At 62.8% G+C, this 18,071-nt stretch carries 14 protein-coding genes and 1 tRNA gene; 3 read left to right on the plus strand and 12 right to left on the minus strand.

All coding sequences use genetic code 11. The features are described from left to right. Positions 1–121: 121 nt before the first annotated feature. A complete protein-coding gene (locus L6D74_RS09410; protein ID WP_085613312.1) occupies positions 122–1,111 on the plus strand; it encodes a GGDEF domain-containing protein in 990 nt (329 codons plus the stop codon). Between the two features lie 27 nt (positions 1,112–1,138). On the opposite strand, the gene L6D74_RS09415 is transcribed toward L6D74_RS09410, so the two are convergent. The 3 genes from L6D74_RS09415 to gabD form a co-directional block, all read right to left on the minus strand. Continuing rightward, positions 1,139–2,350, minus strand: a complete 1,212-nt coding sequence (locus L6D74_RS09415) for a response regulator (protein ID WP_236188839.1) — start codon at positions 2,348–2,350, stop codon at positions 1,139–1,141. A gap of 141 nt (positions 2,351–2,491) precedes the next feature. Continuing rightward, entirely contained in the window at positions 2,492–3,769 is a 1,278-nt protein-coding gene (gene gabT, locus L6D74_RS09420) for a 4-aminobutyrate--2-oxoglutarate transaminase (protein ID WP_007957613.1), read from the minus strand. A gap of 186 nt (positions 3,770–3,955) precedes the next feature. Next, a complete protein-coding gene (gabD, locus tag L6D74_RS09425; RefSeq protein ID WP_236188841.1) occupies positions 3,956–5,398 on the minus strand; it encodes an NADP-dependent succinate-semialdehyde dehydrogenase in 1,443 nt (480 codons plus the stop codon). A gap of 443 nt (positions 5,399–5,841) precedes the next feature. Between gabD and L6D74_RS09430 the strand changes: the two genes are divergently transcribed. Next, positions 5,842–5,918: transfer RNA gene (locus L6D74_RS09430), tRNA-Arg, on the plus strand. 67 nt (positions 5,919–5,985) lie between these two features. Here the strand turns inward: L6D74_RS09430 and L6D74_RS09435 are convergent. The 5 genes from L6D74_RS09435 to L6D74_RS09455 all read right to left on the minus strand — a co-directional run bounded on the left by L6D74_RS09435 (position 5,986) and on the right by L6D74_RS09455 (position 9,826). Then, the gene (locus L6D74_RS09435; RefSeq protein WP_232253888.1) at positions 5,986–6,255 is read right to left on the minus strand and encodes a hypothetical protein; all 270 of its coding nucleotides are present in this window, start codon (positions 6,253–6,255) and stop codon (positions 5,986–5,988) included. A 20-nt stretch (positions 6,256–6,275) separates the two neighbouring features. Continuing rightward, positions 6,276–6,878 carry a hypothetical protein gene (locus L6D74_RS09440; RefSeq protein ID WP_236188843.1) on the minus strand — a complete coding sequence of 201 codons (603 nt, stop codon included), beginning with the start codon at positions 6,876–6,878 and terminating at the stop codon, positions 6,276–6,278. Continuing rightward, positions 6,875–7,456 carry an RNA polymerase sigma factor gene (locus tag L6D74_RS09445; protein WP_371855319.1) on the minus strand — a complete coding sequence of 194 codons (582 nt, stop codon included), beginning with the start codon at positions 7,454–7,456 and terminating at the stop codon, positions 6,875–6,877. The genes L6D74_RS09440 and L6D74_RS09445 overlap by 4 nt, the downstream gene beginning before the upstream one ends. Before the next feature lie 29 nt (positions 7,457–7,485). After that, positions 7,486–9,177 (minus strand): vWA domain-containing protein, encoded by a 1,692-nt coding sequence (locus L6D74_RS09450; protein ID WP_236188845.1) that lies wholly within the window; start codon positions 9,175–9,177, stop codon positions 7,486–7,488. Between the two features lie 88 nt (positions 9,178–9,265). After that, positions 9,266–9,826: a YbhB/YbcL family Raf kinase inhibitor-like protein gene (locus L6D74_RS09455; protein WP_236188847.1), complete on the minus strand. Its 561-nt coding sequence runs from the start codon at positions 9,824–9,826 to the stop codon at positions 9,266–9,268. 139 nt (positions 9,827–9,965) lie between these two features. Between L6D74_RS09455 and L6D74_RS09460 the strand changes: the two genes are divergently transcribed. Continuing rightward, positions 9,966–11,495: an FAD-dependent oxidoreductase gene (locus tag L6D74_RS09460; RefSeq protein WP_236188849.1), complete on the plus strand. Its 1,530-nt coding sequence runs from the start codon at positions 9,966–9,968 to the stop codon at positions 11,493–11,495. On the opposite strand, the gene pgaD is transcribed toward L6D74_RS09460, so the two are convergent. The 4 genes from pgaD to pgaA are packed head-to-tail and all read right to left on the minus strand — an operon-like array spanning position 11,488 to position 17,865. Continuing rightward, on the minus strand, positions 11,488–12,021 hold the full coding sequence (pgaD, locus tag L6D74_RS09465; protein WP_039772993.1) for a poly-beta-1,6-N-acetyl-D-glucosamine biosynthesis protein PgaD: 534 nt from the start codon (positions 12,019–12,021) through the stop codon (positions 11,488–11,490). The genes L6D74_RS09460 and pgaD overlap by 8 nt on opposite strands. Then, positions 12,018–13,373, minus strand: coding sequence for a poly-beta-1,6-N-acetyl-D-glucosamine synthase (gene pgaC / locus L6D74_RS09470; protein ID WP_236188851.1), 1,356 nt, complete (start codon positions 13,371–13,373; stop codon positions 12,018–12,020). Before pgaC ends, pgaD begins: the two co-directional genes overlap by 4 nt. A 1-nt stretch (position 13,374) precedes the next feature. Beyond that, positions 13,375–15,372 carry a poly-beta-1,6-N-acetyl-D-glucosamine N-deacetylase PgaB gene (gene pgaB / locus L6D74_RS09475; RefSeq protein ID WP_236188853.1) on the minus strand — a complete coding sequence of 666 codons (1,998 nt, stop codon included), beginning with the start codon at positions 15,370–15,372 and terminating at the stop codon, positions 13,375–13,377. Between the two features lie 12 nt (positions 15,373–15,384). Next, complete coding sequence (gene pgaA, locus L6D74_RS09480) at positions 15,385–17,865, minus strand: poly-beta-1,6 N-acetyl-D-glucosamine export porin PgaA (RefSeq protein WP_236188854.1); 2,481 nt, start codon at positions 17,863–17,865, stop codon at positions 15,385–15,387. Positions 17,866–18,071: the final 206 nt, after the last annotated feature.

An 18,071-nucleotide genomic window follows, 5' to 3' on the forward strand; every position in this document is an offset into this window, starting at 1 on the left:
CCCGGGCGCACCCTTCGGAACTTCACCCTCGATCCCCTATCTCAAAGACACTTCGCCACCCCCGGCGGGTTTTCCCGTGGCCGTTGTCGATTGATCGGCACGCCCTTTGAGATTCGTGTCGATGGTCAACAACAATCAAAAAGACTCATCCCCTCCCCAGTGGCCCGAGGCCGCGCAAACCCTGATGGCATTGATGCACGCCCAGGGCGAAGTCGCCCGGCTCAGCGAACGCGAGCAGCTGTTCAGTTCGCTGCTGGTCAGCGTCAACGCCGTGCTTTGGGCCTTCAACTGGGAAACCCGTCAGGTGTTGTACGTCAGCCCCGCTTACGAGCGGATCTTCGGTCGTTCCGCCGGCCTGTTGCTGGCCGACTACAACCAGTGGCGCGACAGCATCTACCCGGATGATCTGGAATACGCCGAACGCAGCCTCGCCGAAGTGCTGCACAAAGGCGCCGTGGAAGACCGCGAATACCGGATCATCGCCGCCGACGGCCAGGTTCGCTGGGTCAGCGACAAGTGCTTCATCAATCGTCAGGACGAACCGGGGCAACCGGTGATCATCGTCGGCTTCGCCGAAGACATCACCGACAAGAAGCAAATGGAAACCGAGCTGCAACGCCTGGCCACCACCGACGTACTGACCCAGAGCAGCAATCGCCGACACTTCTTCGAATGCGCCCACCGGGAATTTGAACAAGCCCGCCTGCAAGGCGCGCAAATGGCGTTCCTGCTGCTGGACATCGATGACTTCAAAGTGATCAACGACACCTACGGCCACCCGGAGGGCGACAACGTGCTGCAACGGATCGCCGAATGCGGGCGAGCATCATTGCGCCGGGGAGACCTGTTCGGACGGATTGGCGGTGAGGAATTCGCTGCGGTTTTCCCGGGCTGTGCGCCGGACATGGCGATGCAGGTGGCCGAACGGCTGCAACGGGAAATCCAGCGGCTGAGTTTCAACCATGGTGAACAGACGTTCGGTATCACCGTCAGCCAGGGCCTGACCAGCCTCACCCCGGAAGATGAAAGCCTCGACACCCTGTTCGCCCGCGCAGACGCGGCGATGTACGAGGCCAAGCGCCAGGGCAAGAACCGGATCATTTCCGCCTGATTCAAGACTGGATGCGCAATCAAACCGCTATTTGCGCATCCGCATCAGCTCAGGCAAGCCGATTTTAAGCAAGCGCGCCGTGCGGCTCTTCGCCAGTTCCTCGACGCCTTCATGCTCGGTCAGCCGCGCCATCTGCGCCGCCATGTTCATCACCAGTGCCTCGCGGGAATACACCCCGCCACCGAGCTGGTAGACCGAGGCAATCAGCTCGCGCAGTTCCAACGGCAAACGCCAGCGAGTGCGCAGCGCCGAGCCATACGCCGCACCGAATTCGGCCAGCGCATCGCCGACTTCCTCCAGCTCATCCAGCTCGCCGCCAGCCTGCTTCCACTCCTGCAGACAACGCAGCAAAGCCAGATCACCGAGGCGGTGGAGCATCCCGGCGCAATAGCAGCGCTCCTGATCCAGATCGAGCAGCCGCGCCAGCGTGCGGGCGTACTCGGCGGTGTGCAGCGACAGGCCCCAATAGCGCTCGGCGTAGTCGGCCAGACACGGGTCGCTGAGCCGGGCGCTGCGCTTGAGTGCCAAACCAAGGATCAGGTTCATGCTTTGACCGGTGCCCAGACGATGCAGCGCCTGGGCCAGGGTCTGCACTGGCGCACCGTGGTGCTGGGCGGCGCTGTTGGCGGCGGCGATCAACACGGCGGTGATCTGCGGGTCGGTGCGAATTTCCTCTTCCAGCAGCTTCAGATCCAGGCCGTTGGGATTGAGGCTGCGCTTGACCGCCACCTGCACGTCGGTCATCAGCGGCGCGCCGTCGGCCTGCTCGCGGCGGCGTTCGAGGAACACCGACAATGTCATGCCCGGCGCCAGCGCCGGTACTTCACAGAACACTTCTTCGCCGGCGTTCAGCAGCAGTCCCTGCAAACGCTCGGTCAGGCTTTCCATGTTCAGGGGTTTGGCAAGATAAGCGGTCGGCGCCAGCGGCAAGGCTTCGCGCACGCTGGCGCTGTCGTTGCGGCTGCTCATCAGAATGAACGGCAGCGGCGGATTGCGTCTGCGCTGGCGCACGCTGCGCAATACGTTCAAGCCATCGACGCCGGGCAACTCCCAGTCGACGATCGCCAGGTCATAGGGCACTTCGCTGAGCAGCGTCATTGCCTCCTGGCCATCGGCGCACAGATCCAGCCGCGCATCGCAGCGCACATTCAGCAACACTTGTTTGAGCAGGTCACGAGACCACGGGTCGGCCTCGGCAATCAGGACTCTCGGTACAGCGGGTAAATCAACGGCCGTCATGCTCGCCCTCCCTTGCAATGCTTGAACCTTAGCCAATGCTGGCGTTTCGGTACAACCTGAAAACCGCGCAGGTGTTTCTCCCGGCATGAAAAAACCCGCCGAAGCGGGTTTTTTGTCGATCCGATCACACGGTGCTGCGGATTACAGCTCCGAGAAGCACTCTTCGATGATCGCCAGGCCTTTGTCCAGTTGCTCGTCCGGCGAGGTCAGCGGTACCAGGACGCGCAGCACGTTGCCGTACGTGCCACAGGACAGCAGGATCAGGCCCTTGTCACGCGCCTTGGCCACCACAGCCGCGACGGCGGTCGGGTTTGGCTTGTGGCTGTCGCCGTTTTCGAACAGCTCGACCGCGATCATCGCGCCCAGAGCACGGACTTCGCCGATCACCGGGTACTTGGCCTGGATGGCTTTCAGGCCGGTAACCAGACGCTCGCCGACAGCCTTGCAGCGGTCCAGCAGTTTTTCTTCTTCGAACACTTCCATCACGGCCAGGGCCGCGGCGCAAGCGATCGGGCTACCGGCGTAGGTGCCACCCAGGCCACCTGGCGCGATGGCGTCCATGTATTCGGCCTTGCCGCAGACACCGGCCAGCGGGAAGCCGCCAGCGATGGACTTGGCGAAGGTGGTCAGATCGGCAGCAACGCCCATCTGTTCCATGGCGAAGAAGGTGCCGGTACGGCCAGCGCCGGTCTGCACTTCGTCAGCGATCAGCAGGATGCCGTGCTGGTCGCACAGGGCACGCAGACGCTTCATGAATTCTTTCGGCGCGACGTAGAAACCACCTTCACCCTGCACAGGCTCGATGATGATCGCGGCGATGTCTTTCGGCTCGGCGTCGTTCTTGAAGATGCGTTCGATGGAAGCGATCGAGTCGTCGATGCTCACGCCGTGCAGTTCGTTCGGGTACAGCGCGCGGAAGATGCCGCCTGGCATCAGGCCCATGCCGGCCGAGTAAGGCACGACTTTACCGGTCAGGCCCAGGGTCATCATGGTGCGACCGTGGTAGGCGCCGGTGAAGGCGATCACGCCAGCGCGGCCAGTGGCGGCCCGGGCGATCTTGACGGCGTTTTCAACGGCTTCGGAACCGGTGGTCACCAGCAGGGTTTTCTTGGCGAAGTCGCCCGGTACGCGAGCGTTGATTTTCTCGCACAGCTCAACGTACGGCTCGTAGGCCAGCACCTGGAAGCAGGTGTGGGTCAGCTTGTTCAGCTGCTCGGTCACGGCGGCGATGATTTTCGGGTGCACGTGGCCGGTGTTCAGTACGGCGATACCGCCGGCGAAGTCGATGAATTCACGACCTTCAACGTCGGTCACGGTCGCGTTCTTCGCGGACTCGGCGAAGATCGGGTGAATCTGGCCAACACCACGTGGAACAGCTGCGGTACGACGGGCCATCAGTTCAGCGTTAGTCTTGCTCATTACAGTCCTCATTCGCCGCTCATCGGGCGGCGTGGTTCAAGGATAAAGCGGGAGGAATCGGCGGTGGCAGCATGCGATGATCGACTGCCACGGCGTTCCCGGCCGCAGAGAAAATTCCGGTTTGAAACGACGCAAAGGGACAGCGCTCTCGTGCCCTTTGCGTTTACAGCGATCTTCTACCGAGGCTTAGATGCCCAGGCAGAGGTATTTGATTTCCAGGTAATCTTCGATGCCGTACTTGGAGCCTTCACGACCCAGGCCCGAGGCCTTGATGCCGCCGAACGGCGCGACTTCGTTGGAGATCAGCCCGGTGTTGACGCCGACCATGCCGTATTCCAGGGCTTCAGCCACACGGAACACACGGTCCAGGTCGCGAGCGTAGAAGTACGAGGCCAGACCGAACTCGGTGTCGTTCGACATCGCGATCACTTCGGCTTCGTCTTTGAAGCGGAACAGTGGCGCCAGCGGACCGAAGGTTTCTTCCTTGGCCACCGCCGCGTCTTTCGGCACGTTGGTCAGGATGGTCGGCTCGAAGAAGTTGCCTTCCATCGGCTTGCCACCGGCCAGAACGGTCGCGCCTTTACTCACGGCGTCAGCGATATGCTCTTGCACCTTGGCCACGGCTTTCTCGTCGATCAGCGGGCCAGTGGTGGTGCCTTCTTCCAGACCGTTGCCGATCTTCAGCTTGGCGACTGCCACTTTCAGCTTCTCGGCGAACGCGTCATAGACCGAATCCTGAATGTACAGACGGTTGGCGCAGACGCAGGTCTGGCCGTTGTTGCGGTACTTGGAAATGATCGCGCCTTCGACGGCCTTATCCAGGTCCGCGTCGTCGAACACGATGAACGGCGCGTTGCCGCCCAGTTCCAGGGAGACTTTCTTGATGTCCTTGGCGCATTCCGACATCAGCTGACGACCGATTTCGGTCGAGCCGGTGAAGGACAGTTTGCGCACGATCGGGTTGCTGGTCAGCTCGCTGCCGATATCGCCGGCGCTGCCGGACACCACGCTGAACACACCTTTAGGGATGCCGGCGCGCTGGGCCAGTTCGGCCAGAGCGAATGCGGAGAACGGCGTTTGCGAAGCCGGCTTGAGCACCATGGTGCAACCGGCGGCCAGCGCAGGACCTGCCTTACGAGTGATCATCGCCGCCGGGAAGTTCCACGGGGTGATGGCAGCGGTCACGCCGATCGGTTGTTTGATCACGATCAGGCGCTTGTCCGGCTGGTGGCCCGGAATCACGTCGCCGTAAATGCGCTTGGCTTCTTCGGCGAACCACTCGATGAACGAAGCGGCGTAAACGATTTCGCCCTTGGCTTCGGCCAGCGGTTTGCCTTGCTCGAGGGTCATCAGGCGAGCGAGGTCGTCCTGGTGCTCGATCATCAGTTCGAACCAGCGACGCAGTTTGCCTGCACGCTCCTTGGCGGTCAGTGCACGCCAGGCCGGCAGCGCCTTGTCGGCGGCTTCGATGGCGCGGCGGGTTTCGGCAGCGCCCATCTTCGGCACGGTGCCCAGGATCTCGCCAGTGGCCGGGTTGTTGACCTTGATCGTCTGACCGTTGTCCGCGTCGACCCATGCGCCATCGATGAAGGCTTGCTGGCGGAACAACTGGGTGTCTTTAAGCTGCATGTCGGCTTTCCTTAACAGCACCGCGCAAGGCGCGGAGCAAAATTATGATTGTAGAAAGGCGCCTCGCAAGGCTGCCGTCAGGGAAATCATTCACCGGGCTGGCACATGAATAGCGCACGACTCGAAACGCGTGCGGCTCAGCACCTGGATCAGGAGCGTTTGAAATCTCAAACGAATCCTAGGTTCAAAGGGGTTGAAGGACAATAGGGCGTTCGAAAAAAAGAACAAAAACGCCGCAATTGCTGAACATTTCAGATCAACGTACCCACAGCCCCGATCGCAGGGAAACCATAGAACAGCCTCCCCAAAGCGCCAAGCGAGCCTTTTGCAGGACGTTACAGCTTTATGGAATACAGGGTTTTCTAACCGACACTTGCACTGACAATCCACGCCAAAACCCGGCATGGACGCCCCGAGCCGACCTAGGTATGATGTCGCCCGCTGCACCAGTAGCTCAGCTGGATAGAGTACTGCCCTCCGAAGGCAGGGGTCGTGGGTTCGAATCCCGCCTGGTGCGCCATTGATTTAAACGAGAAAGCCCCGGACTGTGATGGTCCGGGGCTTTTTTGTACCTGCTGGCTGGCGACTCACTCCGTCGTCCAGTCAAACTCGTCATATTCATCATCGTCTTCTTCGTCCTCGATCAAGTCATCATCGAGAACGTCGTCCTCCAGATCCTCTTCGGCCTGTTTGGCCAGAAGAAACTCCTTGCGACTCTCCGTCACTGCCCGCCGCAGTTCCTCACCCTTGACCGGGCAGTTGAGCATTTGGGCGATGCGGTCGATTTTTTGGGCCACGGCATCCTCCAGCGCATCGGCAATGACCCGATAGTGCGCGTTTTTGCGGGTCAATGCCAAATGGCGGATGGCTGATACAGTCAGTTCTTGCGGATTTTTTCCAGTCGCAGGTCGAGATTCACGTTCGGGTAGCGCTTGTGCAGGTTGTTGAACAGGCTGTCGGCCGCTTGCGACTGGCCGGACTCGCGCAGGCGCAGGACTTCGCGCAGTTGCGCGTCGAGACCGTTGACCGGGGCGGCGGCGCGCTTGCTGACCTTGGCTTCGTCCGCCGTGTCGGCGCTGATCGATTCGCTCTGCATCGGCGCGGCCATTTCCGCCATCGGCGCGGGAGCTGGCGCGGAAAGTGCGCCGGCAGGAGCCGACAGCGATCGGGCCTCCTGGCGGACCCCAGGCGCAGCCGGTTTGGCAGCAGGGGCGAAATCGAATTGAGCCACGGGTTCCGGCGCACGCTGCAACAGCGACAGCATCAGCGCGATGCCGACCAGACTGGCGAAAACCACCTGGTAGCGCGGCTTCTGGCAGGCCTTGAGCCAGCGTTGCCACAGGCTCTGCCTTGGCGCCGGGGTTTCACGGTGGGCGGCGTTTAGGATCAGCGCATCGAGATGCGCCGGCGGCTCGGCGTTGTGCTGTTCGCGCACATGCTTGAGCACTTGCTCTTCGGGTGTCAGGCGGGTATCCGTCATGTCAGTACCTCCTCGGCCAGCAGCCGACGCAGTTTTTGCTGGGCGTAGCGCAAGCGGCTCTTGACGGTTTCCAGCGGTGTTTCGGTGAGGCTGGCGATTTGCGCCAGGTCGAGGTCGCCATGGGCGCGCAGCAGGAACACTTCGCGCTGGTCGGCGGGCAAGGATTGCAGGGCGCTCTCCAGGCGCTGGCTGTCGCGGCTGAGGTTGAGCAATTGTTCGGGATCGGAGGCGTCGTCGCTGACGGCGTGGAATTGCTCGTCATAGCTGTCATGCAGCGGTTGCCGGGCGCCGTGTTTGCGCCAGTGGTCGATCAGGCGATTGCGGGCAATCTGGAACAACCATGTACGAAAGGTCGCCCGGCCTTGTGGCTGACTGGCGCTGCGGATCAGGCTCAGCCAGGTCTCCTGGAAAACCTCGTCGGCCAGTTCCGGTTTGCCGCTCAAACCGAGCAGAAACCGGTAAAGGCTCTGGCGATGACGGGCGTACAGGATCTCGAATGCCCTGCCGTCACCCTCGCGATAACGGGCCAGCAGCGATTCGTCGCTGCTGGCCTCAAGGCTGTCGGCGGAGGTAAACAGCTGGGTGATGAAGCCTTTGAGGCGGCTCACTATTCAATCCGTCGCTCGGTGGACATTGCGTTGGAGGCCGTGGACGTACGCAGGCTCTGCGCCAGTTCCACCAGTTGCACGAACTCGTTGCGCAGGCCGAAGCGGTCATCGCCGCGTGCACCTCGGGCCAGGGCTTCGGTGTCCTTGAGGCTGAATTCGCCGGTGTAGCGGCCGTCCTTGAGTTGCTGGGAAAACGCAGCGACGGCGGAGGCGAAACGCAGGTCCTCACTGGCCGATACAACCTGACTGGCAATCGGCCGCTCGATCAGCAGACTTTTCCCACCCTCAGGCTTTTGATATCGCACGCGCAACATGGCCAATTCTCCTTTCTTCTCGGAAACCACTGCATCGGTTTTTCCATAGCGCAGCGGTTCCAGCCAGCCCTTCTCGCCTGCCGGGACAATTTCATACAGCGCCGTCACCGTATGGCCTGCACCGATTTCACCGGCATCGACCTTGTCATTGCTGAAATCCTCACGCTTCAACGCGCGGTTCTCGTAACCGAGCAGCCGGTATTCGCTGACCTGCGCCGGGTTGAACTCGACCTGCAACTTGACGTTTTTCGCGACCACGGCGAGGGTCGAACCGAGTTGATCCACCAGCACCTTGCGCGCTTCGCGCAGGTTGTCGATGTAGGCGTAGTTGCCGTCACCGGCATCGGCCAGTTGTTCCATCAGGTGTTCATTGTAGTTATCCACACCAAAACCCAGGGTGGTCAGGGAAATCCCGCTCTTGCGTTTATCCACAGCCATTTGTTTCAGGCTGTCGAAGTCGCTGATGCCGACATTGAAGTCACCATCGGTGGCCAACAGGATGCGGTTGATGCCTTTGGGGATGAACGCCTGCTGCGCCATCTGATAAGCCAGCTCGATGCCTGAAGCGCCCGCAGTCGAGCCGCCGGCGGTCAATTGCTCGATGGCTGTGCGAATTTTCGCCTTTTCCCGTCCGGAAGTCGGCTCCAGCACCACTCTGGATTCACCGGCGTACACCACCAGCGACACCCGATCCTGCTCGCGCAATTGATCGACCAGCAACTTCAGGGTGCTTTTGACCCGCGGCAAGCCTTCGGGGCGGTCCATTGAGCCGGACACATCCACCAGAAATACCAGATTGGCCGGGGCCAATTCCGCCACCGCGCGGTCGGAGGCCTTGATGCCGATGCGCAGCAAGCGGGTGTGCGGGTTCCACGGTGAGGCGGCGAGTTCGGTGGTCACGCCGAAGGGCGAGCCATCGCTCGGCAGCGCGTAGTCGTAGGGAAAGTAATTGACCATCTCTTCCAGGCGCACCGCGCCTTCCGGCGGCAGTCGCCCCTGATTGAGCAGTCGCCGCACGTTGGCGTATGCGCCGGTGTCGACGTCGGCACTGAAGGTCGAGACCGGGGTTTCGGCGACGCTGTGGATCGGGTTGTCGGCCAGCTTGGCGTACTGCTCGCGCTGTTCGTCGCGATAGCCCTGTGGATAACTTTCAGCGGCCGGCAGCGGTGCAAAACTGGCGATCGGCGCCGCCCGTACACTGCGTTTGGCCATCGCGCTGTCGGCCATGACCACTTCGGGCTGCACGGAAGATTTCAGTTCGGTCTGCGCCGGCAGCGGCGCGACGGTGGTTTCCGGGCTGGAGGAAACACCGCAACCGGCAACCACCAGCAACACACTGGCAGCAAGGGGGCGCAGAAGCGTGGAAGGAAGGGACATGGGGGCTGACCTCGGGGAAGAATTGATCCATTCATCCCCTGAGACGGGCAGCCCTTTGCGTTCGGGTTAAATCTCGCCGAAATTTTTTTCAGCGGTGATAGCGCCGCACCGCACTGCTGTTGCGCAGCACGTGGCCTTTGATCTTTTCCATCAACTGGGCCCGGGTCAGGCCAGCGGGCAAGGCGTCCGGGGCCAGATCCAGGGCGTAGATCTGGATGATGTAGTGGTGCGCGCTGTCGCCCACCGGTGGGCACGGGCCGACGTAGCTGGTGGTGCCTTTGCTGTTGGTGCCACCGACGCCTTCAAGGGCCGATTTGGCGCCAACGCCGGCGGCAATCTGCCGGGTCGTGGCCTTGATCCCGTAGTGAATCCAGTGATCGACACCCGCGCCTTTCTGGCCGTCCGGATCGTGCATGACGATGGCGTAGCTCAGGGTTCCGGCCGGGCCGGCATTCCAGCTCAGGGCCGGCGACTGGTTCTTGCCGCCGCAGCCGGCCGCATCGCTGGCCGCCGCCGAGGTGAACAGGCGGTTATCCGACACGCCGGGAATGCTGAGGGTGAAACGCTCCTGGGCCTGCGCCGGAAACTGCACGCAAAGGGCGACGGCAACGGCCGCCAGCCAAGGGTTGAGAGAGGTCAATCGGGTCATTCCGGGAGCACCTTGTGCAGTTGGGCCTTCGTCGGCCTGCAAACTATAGCCGTACCGTTCGTGCCGTGGCAGTGGCAAATGGCTGAACCTCGCAATGCTGCCCAAACTCGTATGAGAAATGCCTGTGAGGAGCACGACCATGACCCTGCACCGTGTCGCCCGTTTCGCCGATGTGCCTGAAGACCGTGGGCTGGAGGTGCAAGTCGGCGACTGCAAGGTCGTCCTGCTGCGCGCCGCCGGCCAGTTGCGCGCTTTTCAGGGGGAATGCCCGCACGCCGGCGCACCGCTGGCGGAAGGTGCGTTGTGCCATGGCCGTTTGATCTGCCCTTGGCACAAGGCAGCCTTTCGCGCCGAAGATGGCGCGTTGTGCGAGCCTCCGGCGCTGGACAGCCTCAAGCGCTATCCGCTGGAACTGCGCGGCGACGAGGTGTGGGTCGATGACCAGCCGCTGCCGGATCCGCCCACCCCGCCGCAGGACGACCCGCGCACCTTTGTCATCGTCGGCGCCGGTGCCGGGGGAACGGCCTGCGCCGCCGCCCTGCGGGAAAAAGGCTTCGGCGGGCGAATCGTGCTGATCGACCGCGAGCCGGACGCCGGCTACGACCGAACGGTGCTGAGCAAATTCGTGCTGTCCGGGGAAATGCCGTCGGCGGAAACCCCGCCGCTGCGCGATGACGATTTTTACCGCGAACAGCACATCAACCGGGTTTCAGGCGAGGTCACAGGGCTCGATGCCGATACCAAAACCCTTCACCTGAGCGATGGCCGCACACTGCATTACAGCGCGGCGGTGCTGGCCACCGGCGCAACGCCAAACACGCTGGAACTACCCGGCGCCGACCTGCCTCAAGTATTTGTCCTGCGCTGCAAAGCCCAGGCGCAATCCATCATGGACGCCGCCCAGCCGGGGCAGCGCGCGGTGATCATCGGTGACAGTTTCATTGCGCTCGAATGCGCCTCGGCCCTGCGCCAGCACGGTCTCGAGGTGACGGTGCTGGCGCGTCACGAGATTCCCTTCGCGGCGCAATTCGGTGAAGCCGTGGGCAAGGCGATCCGGGCACTGCATGAAGAACACGGCGTGAAATTCATCACCGATCACGAAGCCAGGGAGATCACCGGCGACGGCAAGGTCGAGGCGGTGTTGCTCGACAACGGCCTGCGCCTGTCGGCGGATCTGGTGTTGGCGGGAATCGGCGTACATCCGGCCACCGAAGCCTTCGGCGACCTGCCGCGCGAGGAGGATCAATCACTGTTGGTCGATGCCAGCCTGCGCGTGGCTGACGACCTGTGGGCGATTGGCGATATCGCCACCTTCCCGTTGAACGGCAAACCACAACGCATCGAACACTGGCGCCTGGCCCAGCAGCACGCGCGGATCGCCGCCGCCAACCTGCTCGGTGGCGACGAGCATTACCTCGACGTGCCGTATTTCTGGACCTGGCATTTCGGCCGCAACTACGACTATCTCGGTCACGCCGAGCAGTGGGACGCAGTCGAATTCATCGGCGAACCCGAACAGCCGCCATTTATCGGGCTGTTCGGGAGCAAGGGCGTGGTGGTGGCGGCGGTGGCCTGCGAAGAGGAGCGAGCGATGGCGCTGCTGGCCGAACGCATGAAACAACCACTGCCGATGGATGAAGCCTGGCGGCTGATTCGCGCCGTCAGGTGATCCGGTTCAGCGGCTCGCGGTTGTCGTCGTCCTCGGCGTGCAGAAATATCACCCGAGGATGTTCCAGAGGCGCCAGCGGTGGCGGCAGTTCCTGCGGCTGGACCGGCCACAGATGCGGCACCACTTGGCTGACGTCGCCGTCCTGATCGTTGTGGATGGTCATCACGCCCGGCCCGCGCAGTTTCTGAAAGCGCTCGTCGCACAATTTGAAGCTGCGGCTCAGCCCTTCATCGTCGACCACCGGGGACGGCAGGCGGCGCTGGGCGAAGCTTCGGCTCTTGCGTTGCTGATAGCGCGCCCAGCCGATCAGGATCACCGCGTTGACCAGCGCCACCCACAGGTAAATCTGCAAGGTGCCAAGGGCTTCGAACGCCGAATTGTCGATGCGCGGCCCGCCTTCGTGGGTCTCGATCAGCGGCCATAAACCGCGCGCCAGCAGATACAGCAGGCCGATCCAGGCCAGCACGGTGAAGAACGCATCGACCACCACCAGAAACGGCCGTTGGCGGGTTCGGATGATTTTCATTTGATAACCTCCTCTTCATCGTCCCCGAGCGGCTTGATACCCCGGTCGGGACTGACCCAGCGCGCACGCTTCTGGTGTTGGCCGAACAAGACTTTGGGGAAACTGACCAGCGTGGTCAGCAGGCTGACGAACCAGAACGCAATCGGATACCAGACCACCCAGAACATGGTCTTGCCCAGGCCCGGCTCGTAACGACGGTCAATGATGATGCTGACCGCGAACTGCACCAGGCAGACAAACGCCAGCAGCAGACCGGTGAACGCCGGGGGCATCAGGTGATCGACCGCAATGGCTTCAGGCATGACCACGAACTTGCCGACGGCCCAGAAGATCACCGACAACAGGAAGGTGAACGCCCAACCGGTCGACAGGCAGTATTCGAACAGCAGCGGCCACAGGTAACGGTGACGGTACTGCCAGATCCCGCGAATGTTCTTGAACAGCACTTCGGCGCCGCCCTGGGCCCAGCGCAGACGCTGTTTCCACAGACCGCGCAGGGTTTCCGGCATCAGAATCCAGCACAGGGCACGGGGCTCGTAGAAGATGCTCCAGTGATCCAGTTGCAGCTTCCAGCTGATGTCGATGTCTTCGGTGATCATGTCCGGGCTCCAGTAGCCAACCCGGTTCAGCGCCGTGCGGCGGAACGCGACGATCACACCCGACACCGTAAAGATCCGCCCGAACACCCGCTGGGTGCGCTTGATCAGCCCGATGATCGACGAGAACTCGCCGACCTGAACCCGACCGACCAGGGTCGAACGTGTGCGGATCCGTGGGTTGCCGGTCACCGCACCCAGTCGTGCGTTGTCGAGCATCGGCGCGACGAGGTAAGCGGCGGTGTTCGGCGCCAGCAGCGCATCACCGTCGATGCACACCAGATATTCGCTGCGCGCAGCGATGGCGCCCATGCGCAGGGCCACGGCCTTGCCCTGGTTTTCCGCCAGGTGCAGCACCCGCAGCCGTGGGTCTTCCTTGGCCAGCGCATCCAGCACTTCGGCGGTGTTGTCCTTGGAGCCGTCGTTGATCGCGATGACTTCGATGTTCGGGTAGTGCTGCGCCAGCGCCGCGTGGATGGTGTCGGCGGCGTTGTCGCCCTCGTTGTAGCAAGGGATCAGGATCGAAATCAGCGGTTCGCCTTCCAGCGGTGGCGGCAGGGTGTCGTCCTTCCACGGCCAGTGCCGTTCCCAGTGCAGCCAGAAATACAGGCCACCGGAAATCCACAACCCGGACATGAACAGCGGGTAGAAGAACACGAAGTCCATCAGGAATTGCCCGGTGACCAGGAAGATCAGCCCCAGCGGGACGCCGAGGACGATCGCCAGAACAAGCAGGGCCAGCAGTCTATCCAGCATGTCATGGGTTCCATTTGTTGGAGAGCGCAGGCCGCACGGTTTTCAGGTCCGGCAGGTTCTCGAGAAAGTTGTCCGGGTAGTAGCCGAAACTGGTGGCGCCCTGACGCTTGAGGCGGCTCATCCAGTCGGCCAGTTGTGCGCCGTCGATGTCGGCCTGGTTCTTTTTCGTCCAGTCCCGGGCTTGCAGCTCGAACACCGTGCGGTCCAGCGCACCAGGGCGCTGTTTGATCTTCGCCACCAGCTCTTCGAGCCACGGGCCGGATTGCGCATGGGTCTGTTTTTCCATGAGCGGCATGGCCATCGGCGCCGTCCAGTCGTAGGTCCCGAGGAAGTCGTCGAGGTTCTGCGCGAACCACGCTTCGCTGTGCGGATTGAGCACCGGCTCGGCGAAGATGTTGCGCGCGGTGAGCACTTGCGGGCCACGAATCGCGCGCACCTTGGCGGTGAGTTCGTTGGTGAAGTCGATCAGGTAACGGCTCTTGAACCGCGTCCAGCGCTGCATCGCTGCCGGATCGTCACGCAGGGCGGCGATCGAGCCCGGCAAGCCTTGGGCGGCGTAAGCCTTCAGTGCCTGAGGGCCGGCGTCTTCGAAGTCCGAAAGCACCGCGTCGTCGTGGTAGAGAATGCCGTCGACCGAAGTCAGGCGTGCCACGTCTTCGTAGATCTCGCCGATGATTCGTCGCACTTCGGGATCGAACGGCGACAGGCGTTTGTATTGATCCGGGTCGACCGCGGTCGTGCCAGTCTTCGGATCCCAGCGCGTCACCCGTGGCAGCTTCGAATCCAGCTCGAAACTCAGCACCGGCATCCACGCGAAAACCTTCACGTGAGCCCGGGTGCGCAATTGCCAGGCGACGCGGTCGAACAGGTCGGCGCGCATCGGCAGATGACGGTTGGGGAAGTACAGCGAATGCACCAGCCCATCGCCCTTCGGATCGGCGAAGGCTTGCAGGAACACAGTGTTGGCGCCCATGTCGGCCATGCGCTGGATCAGTTTGCCGAGGTTGATTTCCTGCTGCGCCGGGTCCGGGTCGTAGACGTTGTCCAGATCGACGTGGACCACGCGCATGGTGAAATCCGATTGCACGCCGACCACGCTGTTGGCGAAGTGCTCGCCGTCAGGGTCGGAAGCCACCAGGAAACGCGGCCCGCTCATCAGGTTGTCGAGGGCATCGAGGCCGTCATCGAGGGTCAGGGCCATTTCATAGCCCTCTTCGCTGACCACGGTCAGCGACGTGCCGTCCGCCGTGCCGTAAGGCCAGACCCAGACGCGCGGTTTCTTACCGGTGTTCTTGCGGATTTTCTCCGAGATCGCTTGCACGTCGGCGCGGATCCGCGCCTGGAAATCGGCTTCGGATTCGTAGCGTTTGCTCACCGGATCGTAGCGGCGGGTCGCGGCCGCCGGCTGCAGGTTGCCTTGCGGGTTGGCGAGGATGCCTTTGTGGCTGGCGTCGGTGTGGGCGGCGATTTCCACCAGGCCCGATTGCGAGATTTCCCGCACCTGAGCCCAGGTCAGGAAGTCCGAGCGCGCACGCGGCGTACCGGCGAAATCCACCGGTTGGTTCAGCGGCGTATCGATCCAGGTGCCGACCGGGGCCAGCAGCGCATGCCAGTTGTAGGCGCGCAATACCGGCAACACTCGGGTGTAGAAGCTTGAGTAACCGTCGTCGAAGCTGAGCAGGATTGCCTTGGGCGGCAGTTCCGGCCCGCCTTTGCGCGCGGCCATGATCTGGTCGACCGTCACCGGTTTGTAGTTGTTCTCCCGCAACCAGGCGAGCTGTTCGAGCAGACGCTCGGTGCGCACCGCCACTACCGCCTGATCGGGGTCTCGGTCTTCGACGTCGTGGTAGGCAATGCCCAGCACGTGGTTTTTCGGCCAGGGCTTTTCATTGGCTGCCAGCGGTCGCTCGGACGGCGGCGCAAAGGCCGGGGCTTGCTGGGCGCAGGCGCTGACCAGCAGCACTCCCAGCAGAAGGAAGAAACGCGAAATCAAAGGCATCTTCAAACTCTTCTAGAAGCGGAAAGTGAGGTCGACGAGCAGACGCAGATCGGTTTCCCGGTCACCGTCGTAGGGCCGGTTAATCACGCTGAACAAACCGCCCACCTCGAACACGTCGTTCCAGGCGTAGCGCTGGCCGTAACCGAGCAATGCCATGCCGCCGGTGCCGTGATCACGCTGGCTGTAAGTGCCCGCTCCGGCCTGGAATTGCTGGCTCCAGGCGGTTTCGTAGCGGTGGTACAGCACGTGATTGACGTTGAGCAGCGGCATGACACTGAAGTCCGACTTCGGGTTGAAGTACGGCACGTCATCGGACTTGGAGTTGTGGCTGGTGCCCACTTCCAGGCCCGCATCGACTTGCAGGTTCGGCGCGCTGTAGACGCCCTCTTTGCCGGTCAGCAAGGCTTCGACGCGGTTATTGCCGTCGCTGAAGTGCGACGGGCTGACCGCCAGCCGCCACTCGCGGCTCTCGTTGGCGCGCCAACGGATGAAACCGCTGCCGCCGTTGGCCTTGATGTCGCTGTTCAATGCCCGCAGCGGGGTTTCGGCCGACAGGTATTCAAGGCTGCCGCCGTATTGCCAGTGGTCGTTGATATCCCGGGCAATCGCCAGACGCGCGCCCTGCTTGTCGCCGAAACCGTAGGAATGATTCGATACTTCGGCTTCGAGGGTCATGTCGCGGGTGCGACGCTCCAGGCCGACACGCTGGAAGCGGTGGTGACCGGTGCCTTCGGCAAAATCGCCGGTGGCGTATCCAGCCCCGGCGAACACTCGCCAGTCTTCATCGATTGGCGGGCTGTAAAGGGTGGTCTGGATACCGAAATCCCGGCTGCCGGAGACCGCGCCGGCATCGCCACCGCTGCCGCCGTTGGCCTTGCCGCCGTAGGCTTCGACGCGCAGCTCGGACATGTCGTGCACTTCACGTTCACGGGCCAGACGCTGGACCTGACGGTTGTCAGGAAAGCGCGCCACCACGTCATCGGTCAGCGCATCCATCTGCCGCCATTCCTGCAAGTCCATGGCGGTGCGGGCCTGCGCGACTTCCAGGCCCATGTCGCGCGGCGCGATGCTCTCGGTTTCCTTGAGCTGGTTTTCCGCGCGGCGCGGCCAGTTGCGGGCCAGGTACAGGTCTGCCTGGGCCAGGCGCAGGCCGATGTTGCCCGGTGCCTGATCCACCAGAGTCTGCAAACGCTCTTCACCGTGAGGCAGGTCGGAGCCATAGGTGCCGGCCTGCGCCGCCAGTTGCTGGGCGTCCATCCATTCGTCGTTGGGGTTGCCGATCGGCAAGCCCTTGAGTTCGACACGCGGCTTCTGCGCCTTGGCCTGCTCCTCAGCAACCTTGCGCGCCTCTTCGGCGCGGTCGCTTTCCAGCAGCGAGTAATACAGCGCCGTGGTGTCTTCGAGTCGGTCACCGACATCGGCGTCCGGTGCCGCCAGTACCTGACGGTAAAGATCGGTGGCGATTTCCGGCTGGCGCTGATCCAGATAGGACGCCGCCACCCAGCGCAGGGCGTAGGTCGGGATCTTCACGCCTTCGGCTTGCAGCTTCTGGTATTCGCTGATGACTTCGGCGGTGCGCGCCCGGGCCTTGAGTGCGCCCATGCGGTCGATGCGCCAGCGGGTCACGTCATCGTGGGCGCTGGCGTCCGGGGTCCAGGTGGCGAGCAACTGGTCGTAGTCGGCCAGGGCGCGGTCGGCGATCACGTAGCGTTCTTTTTCGCTGCGGGTGGCCAGTTCGGCCAGGCGCACGCGTTCGGCGGCCAGATCACCTTCCAGACGCCGCAAGGTGACCGGATCGATCAACCCCGGACGCAGCCTGGCAAGCCGCAGCGCCGGCTCCGGCAGACGCGCCTTTTGCAGGGCGACCACGTATTCGCGGGCGACCTCGGGTTTGTTGCCGGCGCGCATGAACGCCTGGTCGTATTCGAACAGCGCGTCGTACGGCTTGCCGGCGCGATTCAGGGCGTAGCCCAGCGCCAGTCGGCGGGAAGGATCATCGGGTTTGGCGGCGACCAGCGAACGGGCGCGGATCACCCCTTCGTCAGGCTTGCCGGAGTCGGCCTGGGTCAGTGCCAGACCGAGTTGCAGGTCGGCGTTATCCGGCTCCAGGGTCAGGGCCTGGTTGTAGACCTGGATCGCCTGATCCCAGCGCTTGAGGTTGCGGTAGGCCCGGGCGGTGGCGGTCAGCGCCTGAACCGGCAGTGCGCGGCCACGACCCTGGGTCTCGTAGACCTGCACCACTTCGGCGTCGAGCCCGGCCCAACCGGCGATTTGCAGGTGATCGCTGACCTGGCCGGTGGTGGCCTGGGCCGGCGGCACCTGACGCAAAACGGTCAGCGCGGGCGTGTAATGCCCGGCCCGGGCGTCGAGCACCATTTGATCGTAGGCCGTGTCGGCGAACGCGAACGCCGGCCAGAGCAACTGGCTGCACAGCGCGACTCGAAACAAAGGGCGTAAACCACGATGTAATACAGGACCATCAATACGCGGCATTCGTCAGCATCCTTACATGGCCAGCCGGGTAGCAGTGCCCCCCCTTGCCCATTTCGTAACGGAGGCCAAGTAGATCACCTGGCCAAGCTATCCAAGCAGTCTTGCACGCAAGCGTAGATCAATATTCAGAACACAATAATTGTTCAGATTCGTGACGATGACTGGCCCCGGCTGACCGTTGACCCGGATGCCAGACAGCAAAACGC

Origin of the sequence: Pseudomonas pharyngis, from assembly GCF_021602345.1 — a bacterium.
Taxonomy (GTDB): Bacteria; Pseudomonadota; Gammaproteobacteria; order Pseudomonadales; family Pseudomonadaceae; genus Aquipseudomonas; species Aquipseudomonas pharyngis.

Coding starts and splice junctions, on each gene's coding strand:
- L6D74_RS09410 (WP_085613312.1), top strand. CDS start 122: ATGGTCAACAACAATCAAAAAGACTCATCCCCTCCCCAGTGGCCCGAG.
- L6D74_RS09415 (WP_236188839.1), bottom strand. CDS start 2,350: ATGACGGCCGTTGATTTACCCGCTGTACCGAGAGTCCTGATTGCCGAG.
- gabT (WP_007957613.1), bottom strand. CDS start 3,769: ATGAGCAAGACTAACGCTGAACTGATGGCCCGTCGTACCGCAGCTGTT.
- gabD (WP_236188841.1), bottom strand. CDS start 5,398: ATGCAGCTTAAAGACACCCAGTTGTTCCGCCAGCAAGCCTTCATCGAT.
- L6D74_RS09440 (WP_236188843.1), bottom strand. CDS start 6,878: ATGACGGATACCCGCCTGACACCCGAAGAGCAAGTGCTCAAGCATGTG.
- L6D74_RS09450 (WP_236188845.1), bottom strand. CDS start 9,177: ATGTCCCTTCCTTCCACGCTTCTGCGCCCCCTTGCTGCCAGTGTGTTG.
- L6D74_RS09455 (WP_236188847.1), bottom strand. CDS start 9,826: ATGACCCGATTGACCTCTCTCAACCCTTGGCTGGCGGCCGTTGCCGTC.
- L6D74_RS09460 (WP_236188849.1), top strand. CDS start 9,966: ATGACCCTGCACCGTGTCGCCCGTTTCGCCGATGTGCCTGAAGACCGT.
- pgaD (WP_039772993.1), bottom strand. CDS start 12,021: ATGAAAATCATCCGAACCCGCCAACGGCCGTTTCTGGTGGTGGTCGAT.
- pgaC (WP_236188851.1), bottom strand. CDS start 13,373: ATGCTGGATAGACTGCTGGCCCTGCTTGTTCTGGCGATCGTCCTCGGC.
- pgaB (WP_236188853.1), bottom strand. CDS start 15,372: ATGCCTTTGATTTCGCGTTTCTTCCTTCTGCTGGGAGTGCTGCTGGTC.
- pgaA (WP_236188854.1), bottom strand. CDS start 17,865: ATGCCGCGTATTGATGGTCCTGTATTACATCGTGGTTTACGCCCTTTG.